The organism is Winogradskyella wandonensis, from assembly GCF_004346845.1.
GTDB classification, from domain to species: Bacteria; Bacteroidota; Bacteroidia; order Flavobacteriales; family Flavobacteriaceae; genus Winogradskyella; species Winogradskyella wandonensis.
The window spans coordinates 77,651-101,747 of the sequence record NZ_SMGI01000005.1 but is presented as its reverse complement, the minus strand read 5'-3'; the positions used below and the strand labels follow the sequence as shown (position 1 = coordinate 101,747).

Annotated in this window: 28 protein-coding genes and 2 tRNA genes; 14 read left to right on the top strand and 16 right to left on the bottom strand. The window is 34.1% G+C overall.

All coding sequences use genetic code 11. The annotated features are described in order from the left end of the window. Nucleotides 1-33: 33 nt before the first annotated feature. The 6 genes from DFQ05_RS12740 (at nucleotide 34) to DFQ05_RS12715 (ending at nucleotide 4,289) form a co-directional block, all read left to right on the top strand. Nucleotides 34-222: a hypothetical protein gene (locus DFQ05_RS12740; protein ID WP_132705898.1), complete on the top strand. Its 189-nt coding sequence runs from the start codon at nucleotides 34-36 to the stop codon at nucleotides 220-222. 149 nt (nucleotides 223-371) lie between these two features. Beyond that, the gene (locus DFQ05_RS12735) at nucleotides 372-755 is read left to right on the top strand and encodes an alkyl hydroperoxide reductase (protein ID WP_132705896.1); all 384 of its coding nucleotides are present in this window, start codon (nucleotides 372-374) and stop codon (nucleotides 753-755) included. After that, nucleotides 740-1,129: a DoxX family protein gene (locus DFQ05_RS12730; RefSeq protein WP_132705894.1), complete on the top strand. Its 390-nt coding sequence runs from the start codon at nucleotides 740-742 to the stop codon at nucleotides 1,127-1,129. Before DFQ05_RS12735 ends, DFQ05_RS12730 begins: the two co-directional genes overlap by 16 nt. Next, a complete protein-coding gene (locus DFQ05_RS12725; RefSeq protein ID WP_132705892.1) occupies nucleotides 1,126-1,542 on the top strand; it encodes a hypothetical protein in 417 nt (138 codons plus the stop codon). The genes DFQ05_RS12730 and DFQ05_RS12725 overlap by 4 nt, the downstream gene beginning before the upstream one ends. Nucleotides 1,543-1,674: 132 nt before the next feature. Further along, entirely contained in the window at nucleotides 1,675-3,081 is a 1,407-nt protein-coding gene (locus tag DFQ05_RS12720; protein WP_132705891.1) for an MATE family efflux transporter, read from the top strand. Between the two features lie 50 nt (nucleotides 3,082-3,131). After that, nucleotides 3,132-4,289, top strand: a complete 1,158-nt coding sequence (locus tag DFQ05_RS12715) for a trans-sulfuration enzyme family protein (protein ID WP_132705889.1) — start codon at nucleotides 3,132-3,134, stop codon at nucleotides 4,287-4,289. Here DFQ05_RS12715 and DFQ05_RS12710 read toward each other — a convergent pair. From DFQ05_RS12710 to DFQ05_RS12700, 3 genes are read right to left on the bottom strand one after another with little or no spacing between them, the layout of a single operon-like run. Further along, a complete protein-coding gene (locus tag DFQ05_RS12710) occupies nucleotides 4,264-4,953 on the bottom strand; it encodes a DUF2490 domain-containing protein (protein ID WP_158281919.1) in 690 nt (229 codons plus the stop codon). The two genes, DFQ05_RS12715 and DFQ05_RS12710, sit on opposite strands and share 26 nt — an antisense overlap. Before the next feature lie 55 nt (nucleotides 4,954-5,008). Then, the gene (gene pckA / locus DFQ05_RS12705) at nucleotides 5,009-6,619 is read right to left on the bottom strand and encodes a phosphoenolpyruvate carboxykinase (ATP) (protein ID WP_241974270.1); all 1,611 of its coding nucleotides are present in this window, start codon (nucleotides 6,617-6,619) and stop codon (nucleotides 5,009-5,011) included. Between the two features lie 53 nt (nucleotides 6,620-6,672). Continuing rightward, a complete protein-coding gene (locus tag DFQ05_RS12700; RefSeq protein WP_132705883.1) occupies nucleotides 6,673-8,511 on the bottom strand; it encodes an SLC13 family permease in 1,839 nt (612 codons plus the stop codon). A 276-nt stretch (nucleotides 8,512-8,787) separates the two neighbouring features. On the opposite strand from DFQ05_RS12700, the gene bshB1 reads away from it, so the two are divergent. Further along, complete coding sequence (gene bshB1 / locus DFQ05_RS12695; RefSeq protein WP_132705881.1) at nucleotides 8,788-9,504, top strand: bacillithiol biosynthesis deacetylase BshB1; 717 nt, start codon at nucleotides 8,788-8,790, stop codon at nucleotides 9,502-9,504. A gap of 3 nt (nucleotides 9,505-9,507) precedes the next feature. Here the strand turns inward: bshB1 and DFQ05_RS12690 are convergent, their stop codons facing one another. From DFQ05_RS12690 to DFQ05_RS12665, 6 genes are all read right to left on the bottom strand, one after another. Beyond that, nucleotides 9,508-9,753 carry a GIY-YIG nuclease family protein gene (locus DFQ05_RS12690; protein WP_132705879.1) on the bottom strand — a complete coding sequence of 82 codons (246 nt, stop codon included), beginning with the start codon at nucleotides 9,751-9,753 and terminating at the stop codon, nucleotides 9,508-9,510. A gap of 102 nt (nucleotides 9,754-9,855) precedes the next feature. Next, nucleotides 9,856-9,932 (bottom strand) — tRNA-His (locus DFQ05_RS12685). A gap of 137 nt (nucleotides 9,933-10,069) precedes the next feature. Continuing rightward, entirely contained in the window at nucleotides 10,070-11,641 is a 1,572-nt protein-coding gene (locus tag DFQ05_RS12680; RefSeq protein WP_132705877.1) for a M28 family peptidase, read from the bottom strand. 102 nt (nucleotides 11,642-11,743) lie between these two features. Next, a complete protein-coding gene (locus tag DFQ05_RS12675; RefSeq protein WP_132705875.1) occupies nucleotides 11,744-12,775 on the bottom strand; it encodes a M28 family metallopeptidase in 1,032 nt (343 codons plus the stop codon). 54 nt (nucleotides 12,776-12,829) lie between these two features. Then, nucleotides 12,830-13,159, bottom strand: a complete 330-nt coding sequence (locus tag DFQ05_RS12670; RefSeq protein ID WP_132705873.1) for an FUSC family protein — start codon at nucleotides 13,157-13,159, stop codon at nucleotides 12,830-12,832. A 4-nt stretch (nucleotides 13,160-13,163) separates the two neighbouring features. Then, nucleotides 13,164-13,943 (bottom strand): DUF3108 domain-containing protein, encoded by a 780-nt coding sequence (locus DFQ05_RS12665; protein ID WP_132705871.1) that lies wholly within the window; start codon nucleotides 13,941-13,943, stop codon nucleotides 13,164-13,166. 192 nt (nucleotides 13,944-14,135) lie between these two features. On the opposite strand from DFQ05_RS12665, the gene DFQ05_RS12660 reads away from it, so the two are divergent. Next, a tRNA-Ser gene (locus DFQ05_RS12660) sits at nucleotides 14,136-14,220 on the top strand. Between the two features lie 206 nt (nucleotides 14,221-14,426). Here DFQ05_RS12660 and DFQ05_RS12655 read toward each other — a convergent pair. Next, a complete protein-coding gene (locus tag DFQ05_RS12655; protein WP_132705869.1) occupies nucleotides 14,427-15,824 on the bottom strand; it encodes an OmpP1/FadL family transporter in 1,398 nt (465 codons plus the stop codon). Between the two features lie 323 nt (nucleotides 15,825-16,147). Here DFQ05_RS12655 and sqr point away from each other — a divergent pair, with 323 nt between their 5' ends. The 6 genes from sqr (at nucleotide 16,148) to DFQ05_RS12625 (ending at nucleotide 20,847) form a co-directional block, all read left to right on the top strand. Continuing rightward, nucleotides 16,148-17,383: a type III sulfide quinone reductase, selenoprotein subtype gene (gene sqr / locus DFQ05_RS12650; RefSeq protein WP_132705867.1), complete on the top strand. Its 1,236-nt coding sequence runs from the start codon at nucleotides 16,148-16,150 to the stop codon at nucleotides 17,381-17,383. Nucleotides 17,384-17,422: 39 nt separating this feature from the next. After that, nucleotides 17,423-17,731 (top strand): TusE/DsrC/DsvC family sulfur relay protein, encoded by a 309-nt coding sequence (locus tag DFQ05_RS12645; protein ID WP_073087158.1) that lies wholly within the window; start codon nucleotides 17,423-17,425, stop codon nucleotides 17,729-17,731. A gap of 18 nt (nucleotides 17,732-17,749) precedes the next feature. Then, entirely contained in the window at nucleotides 17,750-18,223 is a 474-nt protein-coding gene (locus DFQ05_RS12640; RefSeq protein WP_132705865.1) for a DsrE/DsrF/DrsH-like family protein, read from the top strand. 74 nt (nucleotides 18,224-18,297) lie between these two features. After that, complete coding sequence (locus DFQ05_RS12635; RefSeq protein WP_132705863.1) at nucleotides 18,298-19,080, top strand: MlaE family ABC transporter permease; 783 nt, start codon at nucleotides 18,298-18,300, stop codon at nucleotides 19,078-19,080. 35 nt (nucleotides 19,081-19,115) lie between these two features. Further along, the gene (locus tag DFQ05_RS12630) at nucleotides 19,116-19,859 is read left to right on the top strand and encodes an ABC transporter ATP-binding protein (RefSeq protein WP_132705861.1); all 744 of its coding nucleotides are present in this window, start codon (nucleotides 19,116-19,118) and stop codon (nucleotides 19,857-19,859) included. Between the two features lie 4 nt (nucleotides 19,860-19,863). After that, the gene (locus DFQ05_RS12625; RefSeq protein WP_132705859.1) at nucleotides 19,864-20,847 is read left to right on the top strand and encodes an MlaD family protein; all 984 of its coding nucleotides are present in this window, start codon (nucleotides 19,864-19,866) and stop codon (nucleotides 20,845-20,847) included. Between the two features lie 58 nt (nucleotides 20,848-20,905). Here the strand turns inward: DFQ05_RS12625 and DFQ05_RS12620 are convergent, their stop codons facing one another. The 6 genes from DFQ05_RS12620 to DFQ05_RS12595 all read right to left on the bottom strand — a co-directional run bounded on the left by DFQ05_RS12620 (nucleotide 20,906) and on the right by DFQ05_RS12595 (nucleotide 23,969). Further along, nucleotides 20,906-21,274 carry a GerW family sporulation protein gene (locus DFQ05_RS12620; RefSeq protein ID WP_073087150.1) on the bottom strand — a complete coding sequence of 123 codons (369 nt, stop codon included), beginning with the start codon at nucleotides 21,272-21,274 and terminating at the stop codon, nucleotides 20,906-20,908. 11 nt (nucleotides 21,275-21,285) lie between these two features. Continuing rightward, complete coding sequence (locus DFQ05_RS12615) at nucleotides 21,286-21,795, bottom strand: hypothetical protein (RefSeq protein WP_132705857.1); 510 nt, start codon at nucleotides 21,793-21,795, stop codon at nucleotides 21,286-21,288. A 245-nt stretch (nucleotides 21,796-22,040) separates the two neighbouring features. After that, on the bottom strand, nucleotides 22,041-22,499 hold the full coding sequence (locus DFQ05_RS12610) for a pyridoxamine 5'-phosphate oxidase family protein (RefSeq protein WP_132705855.1): 459 nt from the start codon (nucleotides 22,497-22,499) through the stop codon (nucleotides 22,041-22,043). A gap of 106 nt (nucleotides 22,500-22,605) precedes the next feature. Continuing rightward, on the bottom strand, nucleotides 22,606-23,214 hold the full coding sequence (locus tag DFQ05_RS12605) for a WG repeat-containing protein (protein ID WP_132705853.1): 609 nt from the start codon (nucleotides 23,212-23,214) through the stop codon (nucleotides 22,606-22,608). Between the two features lie 83 nt (nucleotides 23,215-23,297). Continuing rightward, on the bottom strand, nucleotides 23,298-23,597 hold the full coding sequence (trxA, locus tag DFQ05_RS12600; protein ID WP_132705851.1) for a thioredoxin: 300 nt from the start codon (nucleotides 23,595-23,597) through the stop codon (nucleotides 23,298-23,300). A 3-nt stretch (nucleotides 23,598-23,600) separates the two neighbouring features. Next, nucleotides 23,601-23,969: a TerB family tellurite resistance protein gene (locus DFQ05_RS12595; RefSeq protein ID WP_132705849.1), complete on the bottom strand. Its 369-nt coding sequence runs from the start codon at nucleotides 23,967-23,969 to the stop codon at nucleotides 23,601-23,603. Nucleotides 23,970-24,097 lie beyond the last annotated feature (128 nt).

The following is a 24,097-nucleotide window of genomic DNA, read 5'->3' as shown; positions in this document are numbered from 1 at the left end:
GTGTAACTTGTTACCGTTAAACCAACCTTTTAGATGAATTACTTCAAAAAATTAGGGACTGCCAACTTTCTTATGTTAGCGTTATGTGCAGTCATAATTATTGTCGCAGAGTACTTATTTTTAACTGGTGATAGATTACACGGTATTTTTGTAGGTCTCTGGGCTCCGACTTTACTTGGTGTAATGATTTACCTTAAAATCATTAATAATGGAGGCAGATGATATCGTATTTTGGTTTTCCATTATTGTTTCTGCATTAGTGGCGCTTTGGGCTATTATAATTATAAGAGCTTATAACAACATTGGTAAAGATTAGTTAAATGCTTTAATTTGACTAATAGCAAGTCTTAATTTTACATAAAATTACAGTTATGAGATTAACACTTCGCTTAGCAGCTATTTACAATATTTTATGGGGAGCTTGGGTCGTTTTATTCCCTAATCATTTTTTTAATTTGGTAGGCATGCAACCGCTAAATCATCCTATGGTTTGGCAAGGTATGGGTATGGTTATTGGTGTTTATGGCTTAGGTTATTGGTGGGCATCTTATAACCCTATGACGCATTGGCCAATTGTAGCTGTTGGTTTTTTAGGTAAAATTTTTGGTCCTTTAGGTTTTATTTTTAATTACTTAAAAGGAGATGTCCCTTTTGAATTTATATACACACTAATTACAAACGATTTTATCTGGTGGATACCTTTCTTTTTAATTCTGAAGAAAGTCCATACAGATTATAAATGGAAATTATCGTGATTATAGTTCTTCGTGTTTTACTAATTACTTTTTATGCTTTTGCTGGAATTTATCATTTTATAAATCCTGAATTCTACTATCCATTAATTCCAGATTATTTACCATTTCCTGAGCTTATAAATTACCTCAGTGGTTTTGTTGAGATTATTTTAGCTATTGGTGTTGCCATCCAAAAGACAAGGTTGTTAGCCGTAAAAGGTATTATTTTAATGCTCATCGCTTTTATACCTTCTCACATCTATTTTATAACCGAAGGCGGTTGTATGTCTGAGTCGCTATGCGTACCGCTTTGGGTAGCTTGGGTGAGGTTAGTTCTAATTCATCCTTTGCTCATTCTATGGGCTTGGTCAGTAAGAAAAACAAATAAGGTATGAGTTTAGAGTTAGTCCGATTATTAGTTGATGCTGGTTTCCTGGTACTTATTTGGGCAGTACAATTGGTAATCTATCCAAGTTTTGCATACTATTCTCAATCTAATTTATTGTTATGGCATCGCATTTATACAAAGCGAGTTACCATAATCGTGTTACCATTAATGTTTAGTCAACTCATTTTGGGAATAATACATTTATACCAAGTTCAAAATTGGTACAGTATTTTAAGCTTAGGTATAATTGTCACACTTTGGCTTTTAACATTTCTCGTTTTTGTGCCGCTACATCAAAGTATAGACAACAATAAACCTGTGAATAACGTTTGTAAAAAGCTGGTAAATTACAATTGGTATAGAACATGTCTTTGGACCATACTATTTCTAACCAGTATGTTATATTTTCTTTCTATTTAAAAAATAATGTGCATATTTGTGACATTATGATTGCATAAGCCCACTTCGGAAAAGAAAAATTATCGCTAAGACTTCAGCGGTTTAAAGTATTCTATACTCTAGAATGCTAAGTTTATTATACAGTTCAATATTATGCAATCCAATAAAATTTCAATAAAACAATTTTTTAAAAATTTAAAAATCGCTGTCTCCGGGAAGGAGCAAGATTTTACAACAGGTAGTATCCGTCGTGCAGTTTTTATGCTATCAATACCTATGATTTTAGAAATGTTGATGGAATCTATCTTCGCCATTGTAGATATTTTCTATGTTTCAAAAGTTAGTGTTAATGCAGTGGCTACAATTGGTTTAACGGAGTCTGTAATTACACTGGTTTATGCTGTGGCTATTGGACTGAGTATGGCAGCCACAGCCATAGTTGCACGAAGAATTGGTGAAAAAGACAAAGAAGGCGCCTCACAAGCCGCGGTGCAAGTCATATTCTTGGGTGTTGTTGTAGCCGCTTTTATTAGCGTCATAGGTATTATATATCCTAAAGAGATTCTGAGTCTAATGGGTGGCGAAGCCGACCTTATTGAAGAAGGTTATGGCTACACGCAGATACTCATGGGCGGAAACGTAACCATTATGTTACTTTTTCTAATTAATGCCATATTTAGAGGTGCAGGTGATGCCTCGGTAGCCATGTGGGCTTTAATAGTTTCAAATGGTCTTAATATTATTTTGGACCCATTATTTATTTTTGGATTTGGCCCAATTCCAGCATACGGTGTTAAAGGCGCTGCAATAGCCACAACCATAGGAAGAGGTACAGCAGTTGTTTTTCAGCTTTTTGTATTGTTTTATGGTTGGAGTCGTATTAAGGTTGGACTAAAAGATTTGGTCATAAGAGTTGCCGTGATGTTTAATCTTATAAAAGTTTCACTCGGAGGTATTGGGCAGTTTTTAATAGGAACGTCGTCTTGGGTGTTTTTAATGCGTATTATGAGTGAGTTTGGGAGTGAAGTTTTAGCAGGTTATACTATAGCTATTCGTGTTATGATGTTTACGTTAATGCCTGCTTGGGGTATGAGTAATGCAGCAGCGACCTTAGTTGGTCAGAATTTAGGTGCTCAAAAACCTGAACGTGCAGAACAATCCGTTTGGAAAACTGGAAAGTATAGTGCTATTTTTATGGGTATAGTTTCCATTGTTTACTTATTATTTGCACCTCAGATTATACAACTATTCTCTCAAGAATCAGAAGTTGTAAAGAATGGTGCGTTATGTCTAAGAATTATTGCTGCTGGTTATGTCTTTTATGGATACGGTATGGTGGTAATTAATGCTTTTAATGGTGCAGGAGATACTAAGACGCCAACATGGATTAACTTTATATGCTTTTGGCTATTTCAATTACCCTTTGCGTACTTAATGGCACTAACTTTTAACCTTGGTCCTTTGGGTGTGTTTATGGCTATAACATTAGCTGAGGTTTTAATCGTGATTATAGGCATAGTTTGGTTTAAAAAAGGGTATTGGAAATCTATTAAAGTTTAAAGAAGCTTTATCTAGTTTTCATTATTTTTATGCGAGTTAATAATTAAGCTATGTCAAAAGATAAATTAGGTGTAAATACCATTTGCACCCATGTTGGTGAAGTTAAGGACGAACAGTTTAAAGGCGCTGTATCTCCAATGTATTTAAGTTCGTCTTACGAATTTCTGGATGTCGATGTCAAGCGCTATCCACGGTATTTTAATACGCCAAACCAAGAGTATTTATCTAAAAAGATAGCAGCATTAGAAGGTGCAGAATCGGCCATGATTTTTGGTTCTGGTATGGCGGCCATAAGTCACATGTTTTTGGCTTTTCTTCAAAAAGGTGATCATTTGGTGGTGCAGAATACGTTATATGGCGGAACGGTTAATTTTATAAAGGAAGAGTTTCCAAAGTATGGTATAGAATATACATTTACTAATGGTTTTAAAGCAAGAGATTTTGAAGCAGCTATTCAAGAAAATACAAAACTAATTCATATTGAAACGCCTTCTAATCCATTGTTAACTATAACAGATATAAGAGACATTACGCAACTAGCTAAGACTAAAGGGATTTTAACTTCTATTGACAATACGTTTGCATCTCCTGTAAATCAAAAACCAATAGACTTTGGAGTTGACATGGTAATGCATTCTGCAACAAAATACTTCGGAGGACATAGTGATATTTGTGCTGGTGCTGTAGCCAGTTCCAAAGCGAATATGGAGCGCATTTGGAATGTCTCCAAAAATTTAGGCGGAAGCCTTAGTGATATGACGGTTTGGATGCTAGAGCGCAGCATGAAAACTTTGGGCTTGCGTGTAAAAGCGCAAACCAAAAATGCGATGAAATTGGCAAAATGGTTACATAAACATCCCAAAATCTCCAAAGTTTATTACCCAGGTTTAAAATCGCATCCAGAACATAAATTGGCCAAAGCACAAATGCAAGGTTATGGTGCTATGTTGTCTTTTGAATTAAGTGAAGATTTAGACTCATACAAGTTTCAGAAGGCTTTAAAGCTCATTAAATCATCAATGAGTTTAGCAGGTGTGGAGAGTACAATGATATCACCGCACTTAACTTCGCATGCCTTATTAACTGAAGAAGAACGAAAGGCAGTTGGAATTAGTGACCAATTGATACGCTTCTCTGTTGGAATAGAAAATGCTAAAGACTTAAAAGCAGATATTAATCAAGCTATAGAACAGCTGTTAAATGCTTAGGCTTTCTATGGTCAGTTTTTATACTTACACCAACTTGTATTCTATTTAGGTTATTTTTTCTAATATGTTGTTTTAGATAGCCTATTTGAAGTTGAGAGTGTTTCAATATTTTTATATCTAAACCAGCATAAAATCTGTTTTCATGAAATACTTGGTCTTGAAAATTGATAAAAGGTTCTTCAGTTATTTTTACAGAAAAAGTGCTATTCAAAACATATTTCAAGCCAATGCGATATCTTAATCTATTCTGAATTTCGTTTCTATCTTTAAAATCTAAAAGACGTTGTTCTAATTGTGCTCGGTGTGTAAGCAAAAATTTTCCGAATGTTTTTTGTACCGAGTAATTCTCGAATATTCGGTTTTCATGAACATTGGGCTCGTTATCAAATTCAAAAACGGTATCAATATCCAAGTACGCGTATCCCAAACCTACGGATTGATTGTTCTTAAAATGGTAACTACCTCGCAGAGAGAAAAAAGCAAGATTGTAGTTGGAAGAAGGCTCATAGAAGCGCAATTCCCCGTAAGGACTTAAACTAAATCTTTCGCTAAGTCTGTGATTGCTGCCGTAGGTGTACCAAGAACCTAAATAATCTTCTGAAGGATTTTGGGCTATTAAAAAAGTTGAGAATAAGAAAAGGCTTAAGGATAGGGTAACTTTCATAAATAAATAAAATGAAAAGAGAGCCCAGAAATGGGCTCTCCAAATCATGGAATTATTAAACGTGGTCGGTTAAGTGATGATGCTCATCAATTAGTGGACCGCCTTCGATAATTTGTTCTGACGCCTCACTTGCAAATTTTTCAAAATTTAAGTGGAAAGAGTGTGCTAACTGAATAGCCTTACTAATATAAGCGCCTTTTTGTAACCAAGTATTCATTGGGTCTAACATTTCTGTTGGAACATTAGGACAATACTTTGGCATAAATAATCCAAAGATTGGATGTTGTTCAAATTCAACATTATCTAGTTCGCCTTCTAAAATAGCTGTAATCATAGCTCTTGTGTACTTAAGTTTTATACGAGAGCCAACGCCGTAAGGACCGCCACTCCAGCCTGTATTTAATAACCACACATTAACGCCAGCTTCTTGCATTTTTTTGCTTAGCATCTCTGCATATTTGGTTGGATGCAATGGCATAAAAGGCTCACCAAAACATGCTGAGAAAGAAGGTACAGGCTCTGTGATTCCTGCCTCTGTACCTGCGACTTTAGCTGTATAACCAGAAATAAAATGGTAGGCGGCTTGGCCAGGAGTTAATTTTGAAACTGGAGGCAATACACCAAAAGCATCACAAGTTAAAAAGAAGATGTTTTTAGGATTGTCTGCGTAAGATGGCTGCTGAATATTATCAATATGATAAATAGGGTAGCTAACGCGTGTATTTTGAGTGATACTACTGTCAAAATAATCAACTTCATTGTTGTCTTTAAAAACAACATTTTCTAGAATAGCACCAGGTTTAATAGCTCTGTAGATGTCTGGTTCTTTCTCTTCAGTAAGGTCAATAACTTTTGCGTAACATCCACCTTCAAAATTAAAAATGCGGTTTTCTGCGGTCCAACCATGCTCGTCATCTCCGATTAGTTTACGGTCTGGGTCTGCAGAAAGTGTTGTTTTTCCTGTTCCAGAAAGTCCAAAGAAAATGGCAGTATCGCCATCCTCGCCAACATTAGCAGAACAGTGCATTGGTAAGACATTTTTATCTACAGGAAGAATCATGTTTAATGCAGAGAAAATACCTTTTTTCATTTCACCTGTATATGCAGAGCCTCCAACTAATGCTATCTTTTTAGTAAAGTTTAAGATAGAAAAGTTACCTTGTCTAAGACCGTATTTTGATGGTTCTTCGCATACATATCCTGGAGCGCAAAGGACTAACCATTCTTCTTCAAAATTTTCTAATTCTTCCGCAGTAGGTCTTAAAAACATGTTGTAAATAAACATATTAGACCATGGGTATTCTGTTATAGTTCTTACATTCATTTTGTAAGCTGGGTCAGCACATACGTAGCCGTCTCTTACATAGATTTCTTTTCCGCTTAGGTAATTTTCGATTTCAGATTGTAAATAATCGAAGTTTTCAGGAGAAATACCTTTATTTGTTTTTCCCCACCAAACGCGGTCTGTCGTATAATCGTCTTTTACTAGAAAACGGTCCTGTGGTGAGCGTCCAGTAAATTTTCCTGTATTTATAGCCAATGTCCCATTAGCAGTTTCTCTTCCCATTCCTTTTGCAATAGTAATGGCTTGTAGCTCTTCGGGTGAAAGATTCCAATGGGCATTGGTGTCTTTCAGTCCATACTTGGTAAGGTCTCTTGTTTTCATAATCGGTTGTTTTAATAATGTTTCCATGAGTAAATTATTTTTATTGTCTTTATTTAAAATGGCCAAATCAATGGCACTAGTAATAGCGTTGTTATTAGAAATAGTAGAAGCAAAGGCGCACCTACTTTTAAATAGTCTTGGAATTTGTATCCGCCAGCTGTCATTACCATAGCATTTGTTGTAGTGCCTACAGGTGTTAAAAATGCTGTAGATGCACTTATGGCAACAGCAATCATAAATGGTGCTGCAGATAGATTTAGGGTTTTAGCAGCTATTAAAACAATTGGTGCCATAAGTACTGCGGTTGCCGAGTTATTAATCACTTGGCTAAACGTTGTAGTCAGTAGAAAAACTCCTGCGAGTAATGCCACTGGATGAAAGCTACCGAGTGTTTTAACCAGACCACTTGCAATTAATTGGGCTGTACCTGTTTTTTGTAATGCGATACCCATAGGTATCATAGCGGCAATCATCACCACGCTTATCCAACTTATACCTTTATAAGCTTTGGCAATTGGCACGCTACCAGAGATTAATACTATTCCGGCAGAAATTAATGCGGCAACTGCACCAGGAACAATTTTAAATACTAATAAGGTAATCATAAGCACCAACGCGAATAACGCGATGTATGATTTTATAGACAGTTGCGTTACTGTTTTTGCTATACCTTCTGGGCTACCACAAATCACTAAATTTTCGTGATGTTCTTTTAACTGTTCTATGTCACTCCAGATACCTCTAACAAGATAAGCATCACCTGCTTTTACAGTTATTTCACGCTCTGTAAAAGGTTTATTATTTCTAGAAGCTGCCATTAGTTGTACACCAAAACGTTGAAAGAAATTCCCTAGTTTAATCTTTCGGCCAACTAAAACAGATTTTGGAGTTACCAATATCTCGGCCATACCAACTTCTTGGTTGATAAGATTTGTTTTTAATTCTTCTTCAATAGGTTCAAGTGGTAGTAGGCCAAGTCTAAATTTTATCATTAGCGCATTAATAGCCTCAGTATCGCCTTTTACAGTAATAATATCATGATAGAGAAACTCTGTAGAATTGGTCGGAAACTCAATAAATGCCTCATTACCTTTTAAGAAATTTGGATGTCTTCTTTTAATCCTGATGATAGCAACACGATGCTCTTTTTCGAAATCCCAATCTCCGATTTTTGTATTTAGTAGAGGCGACACAGAACGAACTCTTAGCCTGTAATAGTTGTCATCGACTTTGTAGGCTTCTATCCACTTGTGTAGTGTTGAGCTAATATCAACGGGTTTATTGTTTGTTTTGTTGCTTGGTAATAGTTTATACCCAATATATCTAAAATAGAGTAGCGCTATAATAAGTAACGGAAGACCAATTAATCCAAACTCAAAGAAAGAAAAACCCTCTAGCCCGCTATCTATCATCGTGTTATTTACAATAATATTTGGTGGTGTACCTGTTAAGGTTAAAAGACCACCAGTATTAGAACCAAAAGCAATTGGCATTAGTAATTTTGATGGTAATGTGCCAATACTCCAAGCAGAAGAAATAGTCACTGGCATTAGTGTAGCCACAGTACCTGTATTACTTACGATACCAGACAGAACGCCAGCACCCAAACTAGTTATAACCAGCAGACGCGTAATACTTTTTCCTGCTAGTTGCATAAATTTTTCTCCAGCTAAAGCTGTCCAACCGGTTTGAGACAAGCCTTCTCCAATAATAAAAAGAGCGGCAATCATAATTACTGTAGGATTACTAAAACCGCTCAACGTCTCATTTAAGTCTAGAATCCCGAATAGGAAAAGACTTAGCATAGACAAGAGTGCAATAATATCTGGTGTAAATTTTCCCCATATGAAAAGTAGGATTGTAATAGATAAAATTATTAGCATTAAGCTCATAGGAGGAAACCTTTTAATTATGGTATAAAATTACAGGCTATAGCACCTAATTATTATGACGAATGTCATGATAGGATTGAATTACGAAGTTTTCAATTTTATGTAGAATTGGATAGATAAAATCATCATTTTGTTAAGCGAAACCGTTTGCGTAATAAAAAGAAACCTGTTATCTCTATTCTTTTTAATACTTTTGACAATGAACTTTGGTTAAATCGATAAAAAAACCATAGTTTTTTATAAAAATTAATCGATTTCTTATTGAAAATATAATTAATGAAACTAGACATATTAGCTTTTGGCGCACATCCTGATGATGTGGAATTAGGTTGTGGGGCTGTTCTTGCCAAAGAAGTTGAAAACGGTAAGAGCGTTGGAATTATAGATTTAACTCGAGGCGAATTAGGTACGCGAGGCACAGAACAAACCAGAGATGAGGAAGCGACGAATTCCGCTAAAATACTAGGAATTGCCGTTAGAGAAAATTTAGGATTTGCAGATGGTTTTTTTGTTAATGATGAAAAGCACCAGATAGAAATCATAAAAATGATTCGTAAGTATCGACCAGAAATTGTGCTTTGCAACGCAATTGAAGACAGGCACATAGATCACGGAAAAGGTAGTAAACTTGTTAGTGATGCTTGTTTTTTAAGTGGGTTAGTTAAGATTGAAACTGAGCTAGATGCCGTTATTCAAGACAATTGGAGGCCAAAGGTAGTTTATCATTATATCCAGTGGAAAGACATTAAGCCAGATTTTGTAGTGGATGTCTCTGGTTTTATGGATAAAAAAATGGAAGCCGTTTTGGCTTATAAAACGCAATTTTACAATCCAAAGAGCAGCGAACCAGAAACACCAATATCCAGTAAAAATTTTACAGATAGTATAGCGTATAGAGCTAGAAACTTAGGAAGACTTATAGGTGTAGAATATGCAGAAGGATTTACAACAGAGCGTTATGCGGCTGTAGATAGTTTATTTGATTTAAAATAATTTTCATTTTTCTATAAAATCTTCAAGCCTTTTTCTATTAAGGTTTTTTAATTTTTTTTCAAGTAAGTACGCTTTATCCTTATTTGGTTTCTTAATGACTAAAGTTTCAACCCATGGCTTTCCAGATTTTGTATATCCTGAGTTAGATTTTGAATTATGCTCGTATAACCTTCTTTTAGAGTTATTAGTTATGCCTTTGTAATAGGTGTCTTTCGACTCTGAATAAATAATATAAACGTAATAATCCATTATTTATCATAAAAAAAAGAAAACCTACCCGTCAGGGTAGGTTAGTAATTATTGGTACTGACGCTTCGGTCAGCACCAAGACATTGACTATGTCAATCGTCTTGGGGTGGAAGATGGGACTCGAACCCACGACATCTGGTACCACAAACCAGCGCTCTAACCAACTGAGCTACAACCACCATTTTTGATTAGGAGTGCAAATGTAATTTAATTCTATTTTTTTGCAAAAGGTTTTTTAAAGTAATTTTAAAATAAATAAGCCTTCCAAGATATATTAGAAGGCTTATTTATTGATTTTAAGAATTTTAATTCATTCTTAGTTTTCTTCAGCCTTATCCACAACCACTCGATTTTCTCTGTTAGCTAATTCCCATGCCGTATAGAATACTAATCGCGATCGGTTTTCTAATAAATCGTATTCAATTTTATCTGGTGTATCACTAGGTCTATGATAATCGTCGTGAGTACCGTTAAAATAGAAGATTACAGGAACATTATTTTTAGCAAAGTTATAATGGTCTGAGCGGTAGTAATAGCGGTTGGGATCGTTTTCGTCGTTATACGTATAATCTAGTTCTATATTCGTATACTTTTTATTAACCTCTTCTGACAGGTTGTGTAATTCTGTACTTAATTTATCGCTACCAATGAGATAAACATAGTTTCTGTCGCCTTCTTTACGTTTTGGGTCCGTACGTCCTATCATATCTATATTTAAATCTGCCACTGTATTTTCTAGTGGAAATATAGGGTCGATATCCGTATAATATCTAGAACCTAAAAGTCCTTTTTCTTCTCCAGTAACATGTAAAAATAATATTGAGCGTTTTGGTTGGTAACCATCTTTAACGGCTTGTTGGAACGCTTCGGCAATTTCTAAAATAGCTATAGTACCAGAACCGTCATCATCAGCTCCATTATAAACCTCACCGTTTTTAATACCCTCGTGATCTAAATGCGCAGAGAGCACAACAATTTCATCCGGTTTTTCGGAACCTTTGATAAAAGCAACCACATTTTCCGACATAACCTCTTCGGCAACTCTTTCAGACTTTAATACTAAATCTGTATTTATTGATTTTGAGGTGTTATCATTTTCAATAGTAGGTAGTAACGCTTTCGCCAGTTCGTCATTAATCATAATAAAAGCAAAATCTTCTGAACCTGTTTTAAGTGATAATCTACCCGAAAACCCGCTTTCTGCCTGTCTTTGGTAAAATGGTGCATATCTAGAAAATAAATCATTGTCTAAGTAAAGTAGCGCTTTTGCACCATTATCACTAGCAGCGTTTCTTTTACTCGATAAAGATTGGCGGCCGTTTGTCCACTTAGTATCTTCTGGTTTACCAGAAGTTACATAATTACCGTTAGTGTCTTTTGGTTCTCCTGCTTTTGCTAGAACGATTTTTCCTTTTACGTCGATATCCTTGTAATCCGAATAGTTTTCTGAATCAATACCATATCCAACATAAACAATTTCTGAAGCATTTACATCTAGACTTTTTGAAAGTACAAGAACAATATGATTTTTAAACGCGTCGAAATTTTTACCATTTACACTTAGTTCTGCTTTTGAAACGCTCTGTTTTTCTAGAGGAACTTCTTGAAAGTAATCGTCACCAGAATATGGAGACGCGATGCCCATAGATAAATATTGGTTTTTCAGATATTCTACAGCCATTTTCTGACCTTTTTCGCCTGTATTTCTACCTTCGAACTCATCTGAAGCATAAGTATATAACATGTCTTTTAACTCGTCTTGAGTAATGGTTTGTGCATAATCTACAGGATTAGCTTCTTTTTTCGGTGTGATAGAGCTGCTATTTTTTCCACTACCACAGGAAACAAGCGTTGCAGCAATACTTAAGGCAAATATTGTTTTTTTCATTTCAAAGTTTAATTATATGTCTTGTATTAAAAATATGTGCTTAAAATTAATGCATTAAACGATAAACCTAATTCTCTATAAACTGTTTAACACATTTTAACATTAAAGAATTTCTTTAGATGGCGCATTATCAGAGTTTGCGATATACCATGCTGTTGCAAAGATAAGTTGTGTTCTTTTCTTTAAAACATTAAAATTAATTTTATCTATGGTATCACTAGCTTTATGATAATCGCTATGTTCTCCATTAAAAAAGAAAATAACAGGAATGTTCTTTAAAGCAAAATTATAATGGTCAGAGCGATTGTAATATCTGTTAGAATCGTTTCGGTCATTGTATTTATAATCTAATTCAAGCTTGGCAAACTCGTCATTAGCCTTTCTTACAATATAATCGAGTTCGGTACTTATTCTATCAGAGCCTATTAAATAGACGTAATCAGGGTTATTTAGATGCTTTTCGTCTACGCGTCCAATCATGTCCATATTAAGATTTGCTACGGTAAATTCTAAAGGAAACGCTGGATTTTCCGTGTAGAAACGAGAACCAATTAGTCCATGTTCTTCGGCTGTGACGTGCAGAAAAACAATACTTCTTCTTGGTCTAACGCCGTTTTTCTCTGCTAATTTAAAAGCTTCTGCTATTTCTAGAATTGCAGATGTCCCAGAACCATTATCGTCGGCACCATTAAAAATTTCTCCATATTCTATGCCTAAATGATCTGAATGTGCAGAAATGATAATGTACTCTTCTGGAAATTCTGAGCCTTCTATAAAGGCAATAACATTTTGCGAATCTTTAAGATTTTCAGGTAAAAAGACAGCAGGAATTCTTTGGTAATAATCTTGATATGCTACTGGCGCTTCGAGCTCTAAATTTTGATAGTGAGACCTTATATAATCGCAGATTTGATTGTGGCCATCTTCGCCTGTCATTCTTCCGCCGTATTTGTCAGAAGCTATTTCAACTAGATGACGCTCTAAGTCATTTTCTGTGATGGTATTTAAATAAGTTTCTACACTAGATTTATCGTTAAATTCGATAGATGCTTTTAAGTCACTGACTCTCTCGCTATGCCTTTTATTAGAACATGTACCTACTAAAAGAAGGAGAGATGCTACTAGTATTCTCATTTTCTAAAGATTAGGCTTCAAAAATAAGAGAAAAATAAAACTTTTGTAAGAAAATTAGATGTCTATTTCGATATCCTCTAATTCTTTTATGGCTTCCTCTTCAGAAGATTCATCACGTTTTTCTAATTCTTCGGTATTACCAACTTCAGCTTTTTGAAATATACTTTTGTATATAGTGAAAGATAGAGCGATGATACTTAGCAAGAATATATATTGAATAGCTTTGGTCTTTATTTGCTTTTTACGTGACAAGAAAACTAAGCCTAAACCACACAAAAATGCTATAATTACGGGGAATAAGGCTAATTTATAAAGCGGCGTTATAGAAAGAATAACCGCTAGTATTGAAGAAATAAAACCGAATATGACAAATACGTTTTTCATGATATTAGTTTTTAAGCCCAGTTGCCGATTTAATTTTTAATTCACCGTTACCGACAGGAATTTTAAACTTGGCAAAAACAGGTACTTTATTAGCATCTGCAGTAAGCCAAATTATATTAGAATTATTTCCTTTAAGTACATCAGAGTCTCGAAGGCTAATTGCAATTTTATAGCATTCTTTTCTACCAATAGCTGTTGAAATGGTTTCTTTTCCTAAATATTTAAACACAACAGTAGATTCCTGGTTATCAAACAGCACTTTAAAGCTAGATGCATCACCAACATTAGCTTTGTGTATATCTAAGTTGCGTAGTGTGTATAGCGTTGCTACTAAATCTTTTGTATTGCTACCGATACTAATTTGTTTTTTTTCTTCCCAAATAGTGCCGTCGCTTCTTCTTTTTTTCTTGATGCTTTCTACACTCTTTGCTTTTCTACGATATTTATATTGCATAAATTTATAATAGCCACCTTCGTTTATATCTCTCTTATATAGGTAAGGTGTTAAACTTTTTGGGCTAACATAACTCTCGTACAAATCTCTTACTTTAAAAAAACTATCAAAATTACTGTAAGTTGCAGCTGTACATTTAAGTCGCATAAGCGTACTGGAAGATGTACTTATCTTACTTGTCTCCATTTTAACCTCAGCGATATCAGTTAATAGTCCAGACATGTTGTAAGATGCGGTAAACACCAGTTTTTCTCCAAATGCAATGGTATTGTTCTGGGAGTATCCAAAAAAAGAAATTAAGGATATTACAAAAAGAAGTAAATGCTTCATGTAAAAAGATTTTGATTATAACGCTTTAATAAGCATTTATTGTGCCGAAAATACAATGCTTTGAGAAAAGCTACGAATTTTTTAAAAAAGAAATTAATTAGATAAAAAAATTAGAAAAAAACCTTTGGCTAACGCAAAAAGGATTTTATATTTGCACCCGCATTCAAGGGAATACCTTGATGAGGCACTCAAGGAGAAATGGCAGAGTGGTCGAATGCGGCAGTCTTGAAAACTGTTGAGGGTCACACCTCCGGGGGTTCGAATCCCTCTTTCTCCGCAAAAAAAACCGTAACAAATGTTACGGTTTTTTCTTTTTTATTAGAAATCTAAATTACCCTTTTCCCTTAAGCTACCATAAATTTTAGCTGTTTTAGGGATTTCATTTATAAATATCGATTAAACAAATGTGACAACCCAAATTTTGAAAATTAGATTGGCACATTTGTGCAAAAGGATGAATTTTAAATAATACAACACAACATACTATTCATCAGCCTTTTTATTAAATATATAGTTCACACCAACCATAATCATAGATGTCTTCATATCATAAGAGACAGATGTGCCAGGAATAGCACCAAGCGGATTTGTAGGAGAAACTTGCATAGGGTCTAATATTTGTCCCTCAGTAGCGTCTCCACTAAACCCATAATGGAATGTGCTATCTAACGAAAGTCTATCAGAAAGTTGATAACTTAAACCAAGTTGGAAGGCGTTTTTAATAACTGCTGTAGCGGGAATATTGAAAAAAGCTACATCACTATTAATGGGGTTAGAACTGTATGTATAACCCATACGCAATGGTAACTTATTAAAGCCTTTGTATTGTAGACCAGCAGAGATAATGGAAATATTCTCCCAACCAAAGCCAGCTACAGAACCCGTTTGTGTCCACCCTGTTTCTGAAAACCCATCAGTGTTTTCATAATCCACTAAACGATAATCTAAAGCAAAGTCAAACTTATCAGTAGAATATCCGAGCCCAAAGGATAATATTGAAGGGTAATCCATATTAAAGGAGTTAGTACCTGTAGAATTATCTAAGTAGGTGTTGTCAAATTCAAAATCGCTAAATGTTTGTGTTGTCTTATAAGATGCACCTGCCTTAAATCCTTTTCCAGAGTCATAAAATAGTCCAAACTGTGCACCATAACCTGTGGCATTAGCCTTGTTTGTGCTTGGATAACCTGCCATAGTCGGATTAGCCGTAGGATTTGGCATTAACTCAAGATTTGCATAGTTAAATGTAGGTTGTATACCAAAAGAAAGTTTGTCTGAAATCTCGTATGCCCACGTAAAACCTATTTGTAAGAGTATGTATTCAGATTCTATATGCCCAAAACCTCTTAAGGCTTGTGGCCAAGTCACAGGGTTTGAGTTGTTTGGATTCCAGTTAGTGTTTGGCATTCCATTTTGGTCAAAAGGTAAGTTGGTTTCTTGAGGAAAAGTAACCCCAAATCCACTAATGCCAAAAGCAGAAGCACCAAAAGTATGCTTACTATTTTCTTTACCCCAAACCATAGCCAAAGCAGGTAGAGCAGAAACACCTCTATCATCTTTTGTAGTACCAAAAACAGGAGGTGAGGCTGGTGAACCTGGCCCCATATCTCCAGCCTGAAATAATAAACCTTCAGGTAAACTGGCACTTAACTCTGGGGACGAGAAGAAAAATCCAATATCAAAGCGTATAATCTTATCGTCAAAAGTTGATATCGATGCTGGATTCCAATGCAAAGCACCAGAAATATCTAGAGGTTGTGCAGTAGCTGCTCCACCCATAGACATATTCACATTCCCTACACCTTGCATAATATGACCCGCTTGTGAAAATAGAGCCGTTGAGAATAACAAGGCAAAAAATTTAAGAAGAGTTGTTTTCATGATGAGAGTTTTTATGGCATTCAGCAAAAAAATCATGCTGAATGACTGTTTATTTTTTTTTCTAAAAAATCGATGTCTGAGCTATGTGATATTCACAAAATTACGGGCAGAATAATGAGGGATACATGACAATTATCATAGATGAAAATTGCTGCGTTTATGAGTCTTTAAAACCGTCGTAAAATACTGTTTTTTATATAGTTACGATATGTAACATTTGCTACATAAGAACATGACAGATGTCATGCGAGTTTCTGCTGTATCACAGTAACTTTATTCATAGTTAAAATCATATGCTTAGTCATATTTAAAGAATATTAGCAATGAAAAATTTAATCATATTAGGAGCAGGTACAGCTGGTACAATGATGGCTAATCATTTAGTAAAAAAGCTTCCAAAGAAAGACTGGAAAATTACCATCATAGACCAATACAAAACGCATTATTATCAGCCAGGATTTTTGTTTTTGCCTTTTGATATTTACACTGAGAAGCAAGTAAAAAAAGAAGGTAAAAAGTTTATCCCTAGCGGTGTTAATTATGTGCAGAAGCAGATAGAGCTTATCAATCCAGACGCTAATACTATAGAACTAGAAGGTGATGAAATACTGCCCTATGATATACTCGTAGTAGCTACTGGCTCTAAGACTGCCCCAGAAGAGATTGATGGAATGTCTGGGCCGGATTGGTACAAAACCATTTTTGATTTTTATACTTATGAAGGCGCTAAAGCTCTACGAGATAAACTGCGTGATTGGAAAGGCGGAAAACTTGTTGTGCATATTACAGAAATGCCAATAAAATGCCCTGTTGCGCCTCTAGAATTTGCATTTTTAGCGGATTCCTATTTTAGAAAAAAAGGGATGCGTGACAAAGTAGATATAACCTATATTACGCCACTAAGTGGTGCATTTACTAAGCCAAAAGCTACTAAAGCATTACACCATTTATTAGAAGAAAAAGGCATTAAAGAAGTGGTTGACTTTAATATAGAGCGTGTGGATTATAAGAACAACAAAATCGTTGACTATGCAGATGTTGAAGTTGAGTATGATTTGCTTGTTACAGTACCTACAAATATGGGTGATGAACTTATAGAGCGCTCTGGTTTAGGTGATGAGCTAAATTTTATCCCTACACATAAGACCACGTTACAGTCTAAGAATCATGAAAATATTTTTGTCATCGGAGATGCTACCAACTTACCAACATCAAAAGCAGGCTCTGTAGCGCATTTTGAAGCTGAAATACTTGAAGAAAACATCCTTAGATATATTGAAGGAAAGCCTTTAAAAGAAGAATTTGATGGTCATGCCAACTGTTTTGTAGAAACAGGAAATAATAAAGCCTTACTCATAGACTTTAATTACGACCATGAGCCAGTAGAAGGAAAGTTTCCATTTCAAGGTATCGGTCCGATGAGTTTACTAAAGGAAAACCGTATGAATCATTGGGGTAAGTTGGCTTTTCGATGGATTTATTGGAATATGCTTTTAAAAGGCATCCCTATACCATTTGTACCCTCCAAGATGTCTCTGAAAGGAAAGAATTTTGAATAGTAAGTTTAAAATAAATATAGAATCAAAAATTTAGAAATCATGAAAAAGTTAATTGCAAATAGAGAAATAGACGTAAATGAAGAAGGCTATTTAATAGACTTTAAGCAATGGGACCGAGAAGTTTGTGAATGTATAGCGGGCGAATGTAATGTTGTTATGACGGAAAAGCATTGGGAAGTTATAGAGTATCTCCAAGATAAGCATCGCAAAGAAGAACCTTTATCTATAAGAGGTATAAAGCGTAGTGGTGTTATAAACATTAAAGAGTTTTATAATCTATTTCCAGGAGGACCTTTAAAAAAATCTACTTTAATAGCAGGTATTCCAAAACCTAAAAGTTGTATCTAAAACTTAAATTAATAAATCATGAGCACTAAAGTTAAAAAAATGCTTTTTATACTGTCTAAAGCTACAATTGAGAATGCTTACGCGGCTTTTGTCATGGCTAATGGCGCACGTATGGAAGGTATAGAGTCAGAGATATTTTTCACCTTTTTTGGATTAGAAGCCATACAGAAGAAAAAACTAGAACACCTTCATGTTGCAACAGTTGGTAACCCTGCAATGCACATACCTACAATGTTGGGTGGTTTACCTGGGGTAGAGGCATTAGCTACCAAAATGATGAAAAAAGAAATGGAAAAACTAGACATGCCACCAATAGGAGAATTCTTGGAGATACTTTCAGATTCTGGATGTAAGCTTTGGGCATGTAAGCTAGCTGTAGAAATGTTTCATCTAGAAGAGGAGGATTTTATTGACGACTTAGATGGTATTTTAACCATTGGAGACTTCTATAATAGAGCAGATCAAGAAGGTACTCAGATATTGTTTATCTAGTTGCTTGTTAAATGATTATAATCATTTCTGGAGCAAGTATATTCCTATAAATTTGATGAAAATGGTCACAAATAATGCTAAGTATCCAAAGCTTAAGACAGCAAATAGATTCCTTTTTTATAGAAATTGGAGAGCTATCTTATTTTGCAGGACGCTACTTTAAGGAGTCGGTAAAGCCACCATTTGAGTTTAAAGAGCTGTTACGTCAATGCTATAGCATGGGTAACCGCTCTTTATTGTTAGTAATAATTACAGGTTTTATCATTGGACTTGTCTTAACTCTGCAAACAAGACCTACTTTAATGGAATTTGGGGCAGTATCTTGGATGCCATCTATGGTTGGCATTTCGATTGTGCGTGAAATTGGCCCCATGATAACAGCATTAGTTTGTGCAGGTAGAATAGGCTCTGGTATCGGAGCTGAACTTGGTTCTATGCGAGTTACGGAGCAAATCGATGCCATGGAAGTTTCAGGTACCAACCCATTTAAATATTTAGTGGTTACAAGAATAGTAGCAACTACAATAATGTTACCGCTTTTGGTAATTATCGGAGATGCAGTGGCGTTATATGGCTCATTTTTAGTAGAAATTTTAAAAGGAAACGTTTCTTTCACTTTATACTTTAATCAAGTTTTTAATTCATTAGAGTTTGGAGATATAATACCAGCCACTATAAAGTCTTTTTTCTTTGGTTTTGCCATTGGTTTAGTTGGTTGTTTTAAAGGTTACTACTGTAAAAAAGGTACGGCAGGAGTAGGTAAAGCAGCTAATTCTGCAGTAGTTTTTACGTCCTTATTACTCTTTGTTATTGATTTTATTGCTGTGTTTGTAACCGATATTTTTTATGATTTATGAGTGAAGGTGAACACATATCAAAGCATACTAATACTATGAATCAAAAAGACATAGTTCTTCAAATTAAAGATTTACACAAGAGTTTTGGAGATAATCGTGTGCTTAACGGTTTTAATATGACTTTGCACAAAGGTGAAAACTTAGTGATCATGGGGAAATCAGGGTCAGGGAAATCTGTAATGATTAAGTGTCTAGTAGGTTTAATGGAAGCAGATAAAGGTTCTATTTCTGTAATGGGTAAAGATATTACAACTTTGAATCAAGAAACGCTTGATATCCTTAGAGCAGATATTGGCTTTTTATTTCAAGGAAGTGCTCTGTATGATTCTATGACGGTGAGAGAAAATTTAGAATTTCCTTTGCGACGTCACTCAGAAAAATTTGATGGTAATGTAGATACAAATTCTTTGGTTATTAAGGCTTTAGAAAATGTTGGACTAGCTGAAGCTATAGATTTAATGCCTTCTGAATTATCTGGCGGTATGAAACGACGCGTAGCTTTGGCTAGAACCTTGATTCTACAGCCCAAAATAATTTTATACGATGAGCCTACGAGTGGATTAGACCCAATTACGGCTAAGGAAATAATAATATTAATGCAGGAAATTCAGAAAAAATATGGAACGTCTTCACTAATTATTACGCATGATGTTGATTGTGCAAGAGTGATTTCTGACCGTATGATTTTATTAATAGATGGAATTAATTATGCGGAAGGCGCTTATGCACAACTGTCTATTTCTAAAGACCCTAAGATTAAAGCATTTTTTAAACATTAGAGAGATGAAACAATCAAAATCCCAAAAAATACGGCTAGGCTTATTTGTAATCATTAGTACTATCTTATTTGTAACCGGAATATATCTTATTGGCCAACGACAAGATATGTTTAAGAAAACATTTACGATAAGCTCTTATTTTCAGAATGTGATAGGGCTACAAAAAGGAAATAATGTACGTTATTCAGGTATTGATATTGGTACGGTAAAAAACATATCAATGATTAATGATTCAACTATAAAGGTTGATATGACTATAGAGGAGAAAATAATTTCTCATATTAAAAAAGACGCTATTGCTACTATTGGCTCTGATGGTTTGGTAGGTAATATGATAGTAAATATTGTACCTGGCAAAGGTACAGAAGCATCTGTTGAAAATGGAGATATTATTGAATCGTACAGCAAAATTGGAGCAGATGATATTTTAACTACGTTGGGTTCAAGTTCAGAAAACATTGCGATTTTGGCTTCAGACCTTCTTAAAATTACTAATGCTATAATAGAGGGAAAAGGAACAATAGGTATGCTTATAAACGATACATTAGTAGCTAAAAATTTAAGCCAATCTATTTATAATCTTAAGGTAACATCTTTTAAAGCAACTGAATCGGTTAATGAGCTTAATGCAATTCTTACAGATATTAAAACAAATGAGAATACACTTTTGGGTCAAATGATTAATGATACGATATCTGGAAGAAAACTAAAAAATATTGTGTCCAATCTTGAAGCCTCAAGTATAGAAATAGAAAGTTTACTTAAGAATTCTAATGATTTAATTAATAATATTAACTCTAATGAAGGCGCTGTAAACTATATACTTAATGATACATCGTTGGTTAATAGCTTAAAATCTACTATTAAGAACATTAATGAAGGAACAGATAAGTTTAATCAGAATATGGAAGCTTTAAAACATAATTTTTTAACTCGAGCTTATTTTAGAAAACTAGAGCGACTTGAGAAAAAGAAGCAATTAGATTAATAATAAAAGCCGAGTAGATTATTAAATCTACTCGGCTTAATAAACTCACCAAACTAGGTTAAGTAGTCATAGTTTCTCTATTTCTACTTTCTATTATCTTTTCGATTACTTCTGGCATTTTTTCAAATGCAGCTGCTAATCCGTGCGCCTTACCTGCTTCAATAAATGATATCTCATCTCCTTTAGTAGCTAAAAAGCCAATTGGTTCTATACCCATACCAGCTCCAGCACCTAAGCCTTCACCTTTCTTTCCTTTTGTTTCGGAACCTTCGGCACCACCTGAACCAAATCCCATACCTACTTTAATAACAGGTACAATTTTAAATTCGCCTAATTGAAATTCTTTACCAACAACAGTTTCAGTGTTGGCTTCTGTTTTCATAAAATCTGTGATTTTTGTTAGTAATTCTTCTAAATGTAGTTCCATAATTTTATTATTTAAAGATTAATAAATGATTTTATAATCCGTACAGGCCTGTTTTGTATAATAAGCTGCACGTTGTTTTCTCCGACAAAGTTTACATTGCAATTTGTTGCTTTGTAAAAGTTTAAAAAACTAAAGACAGGATAAAGCTTCGCGTTTGCTGCGTAATCCCCAGTATCTAAATTCATATAGAATTTTTTAATGTTAAAGGACTTTATAACTCGTAATACTCTTTTTAAGTTTTTAGAGTTAATAAATCTCTCATTTTTTGGTTTTAAGACTTTAGTCTTTTTTGATTTTTTAATGGCCATCTTCTTTAGAGGATACATATAAAATTTGAAGAATAATATTCTCATTTTTATCTTTAAAACTTCAATATTATCTTCAATCACACTAGCTTTAGCTAAACCTTTTAATTCTAAATAATACGTGTTGTTAATCGTGTCTATTACCACAATTATTGGTACTAATAGCAGATACAAAAGGATTGATAGTAATAGCAGTATGATAACTAGCCATATCATGGTTTCAGTTTTGCTCAAAGGAAGAGAATATGCAAACGTAGAACAATGATATTCATCAATTTAAGTTAGATTATTTTTAAATTTTATGTAAGATTATGTTTTTAAGGATGTGTCTAAAGCCTTGCTGTAGGCTCCAAAGTTAGAGGATTAAAAATGAGAGAACTCAAAACTTAATTAAAAGCAGAAGGTGTCGCGGGATTGATTTATCAAAAAGTTAAGCGATTGTTTAGTAATCATTTTCTATTTTAACTATGCTTTCTTTCTCTTCCTGTTATTTCTTCAACATTAATTTTAAAAACTATTGGCGGACCTTCTTTATATATTTTACTCGAAAATTCGCTAAGATATTTCAGATCTTTGCCTTCTTTTTTGCTAATAACTTCTTTAACACCTTCTGAGAATTTATGAAGGTTTATTTTTGCTGTACTACCTTCAAACTCTTTATAAGAACCTTGTACCAAAATGGATTTCCAATTGTTTACCGATTCTATTTCGGAGACTTCCATAGCTACTTGATTATTAATGCGCAAAGCTCTTATTTTATGTCCTTTTCCAGAATATCCAATGATTATATTATTTAAAACATCGTAATAATAAGTAATAGGAAGTACATAAGGCTTGTCTTTAAATAAATAAGATAAGTGTCCTATATAGTTATAGGATAGTAGATGTTTACTTTCAATATCTTTTAAAGCTCTAATCACGGTATATATGGTTTTGAACTAAAAATATTTTAATTTATGTAGAATAAGAATGACCTTAATCAGTTTTAATAGTCTAACTTTCTGGAAATACTATACCTTATTGAGTTTATAAAGCCTTTATAGACCATGTTTTATCCCCATTCTTTTGTGCGACAAGGGTTTCAGAAATAAACTTAGATTTAATTTCTGGAGGGATTTTTATATAATCTTTGGATAGTGTGATATGGGTTGGTTTATCTGATAGAAAATGAACTATTTTTCCGTTTGGATTTATTGCTGATTCCGTGTAGCTATAATCAATCATTTTCTTGTCTAACACATCGTTTTTGCCAATATTGTTTTTATGTAGCTCTAGTATAATTGCCAGTCCATTTTCAAAATTTGTAGCATTTAAGTATTGAGGTTTTACGATTGTATTTCCGTCTTTGTCTATGTAACCAAAATACGATATACCGTCCTTTACTTCTTTAATTAAACAGCGTCCAGAATTAAATACGGGATAGTTATTCTTTTCAAAAGTCGTTAACACTAAATCATCTCTATAGTCAACCACTATTTTGCCTTCGACATTAATAAAGGCCCATTGATTATTTTTTTGTATTGCAGCGACACCATCATTATATGGCGAAATAAAACTTATGTCGTTTAGCTTTTGAGCATTAATTTTTGTAGAACTTAATAATAAAGTAGCTAATAGTAACACTAGTCTTTTCATGATACAACGTTTTAAAATTTATAGCATAAATGTAGTATCTACTTAGAGTTTTCAAAATGATATTGGTCAATATAAAATGTAGCTTAGCTATGTTTTTTAATTATGGCAATAAGGTTTTCTTTTTGTAATACGCCAGATTGTCTCCAGACTTGTTTTCCGTTATTAAAGAGAATTAAAGTTGGTACGCCTCTTACTTGAAACTTATTTGCCAAAGGCTGATTCTTATCCACATCAATTTTTATAATTTTTACAGATTCTCCCATCTCGTCTTTCACAGTTTTTAATATGGGAGCAAGAGCTTTGCAAGGACCACACCAATCGGCGTAAAAGTCTAATAGTACAGGTGTGTTTGATTTTATTATAGAATTAAAGTTACTCTTCATGTTCTAATATTTTTTAAATTCAAGACTAAGTTTTGCTAACATAATAAGTTCGGATTTATTTATACCAGCAAAGGAATAAGCAATTTTATTAGCTGTTTTTAAGATAAGTCTTTTTAATTCTTCGGAAAAAAGAGATGGGTTGTGTTTTAAGTATTCTACAAAATCACTATAACAGTCGTTTGGATTGGCGTTTGATGCTTTTAACTCGTTAAACGCATCTTTCATGTATTTATAGTCTTCCGCGCCAAGGTGCTTCCATTTCTTTTTTGTAAAACTAATAAAACGGTCGTATTCTTCATTACTCAGCTTACCATCTGCATTGGCAATAGCATAGAATAAGCATCCTAGTTTTTGTGATAATTCTTTAGTCATTTTCTGAATAAAAATATGGCTTTGCTAATTTATTTTAATAGCACTAATTAAAGAATGATATTCGTCAGAGTCATAGAATATTAGGCCCAAATTTCGTATCTTTAAAGGAATACGCTTAACATGTAGCA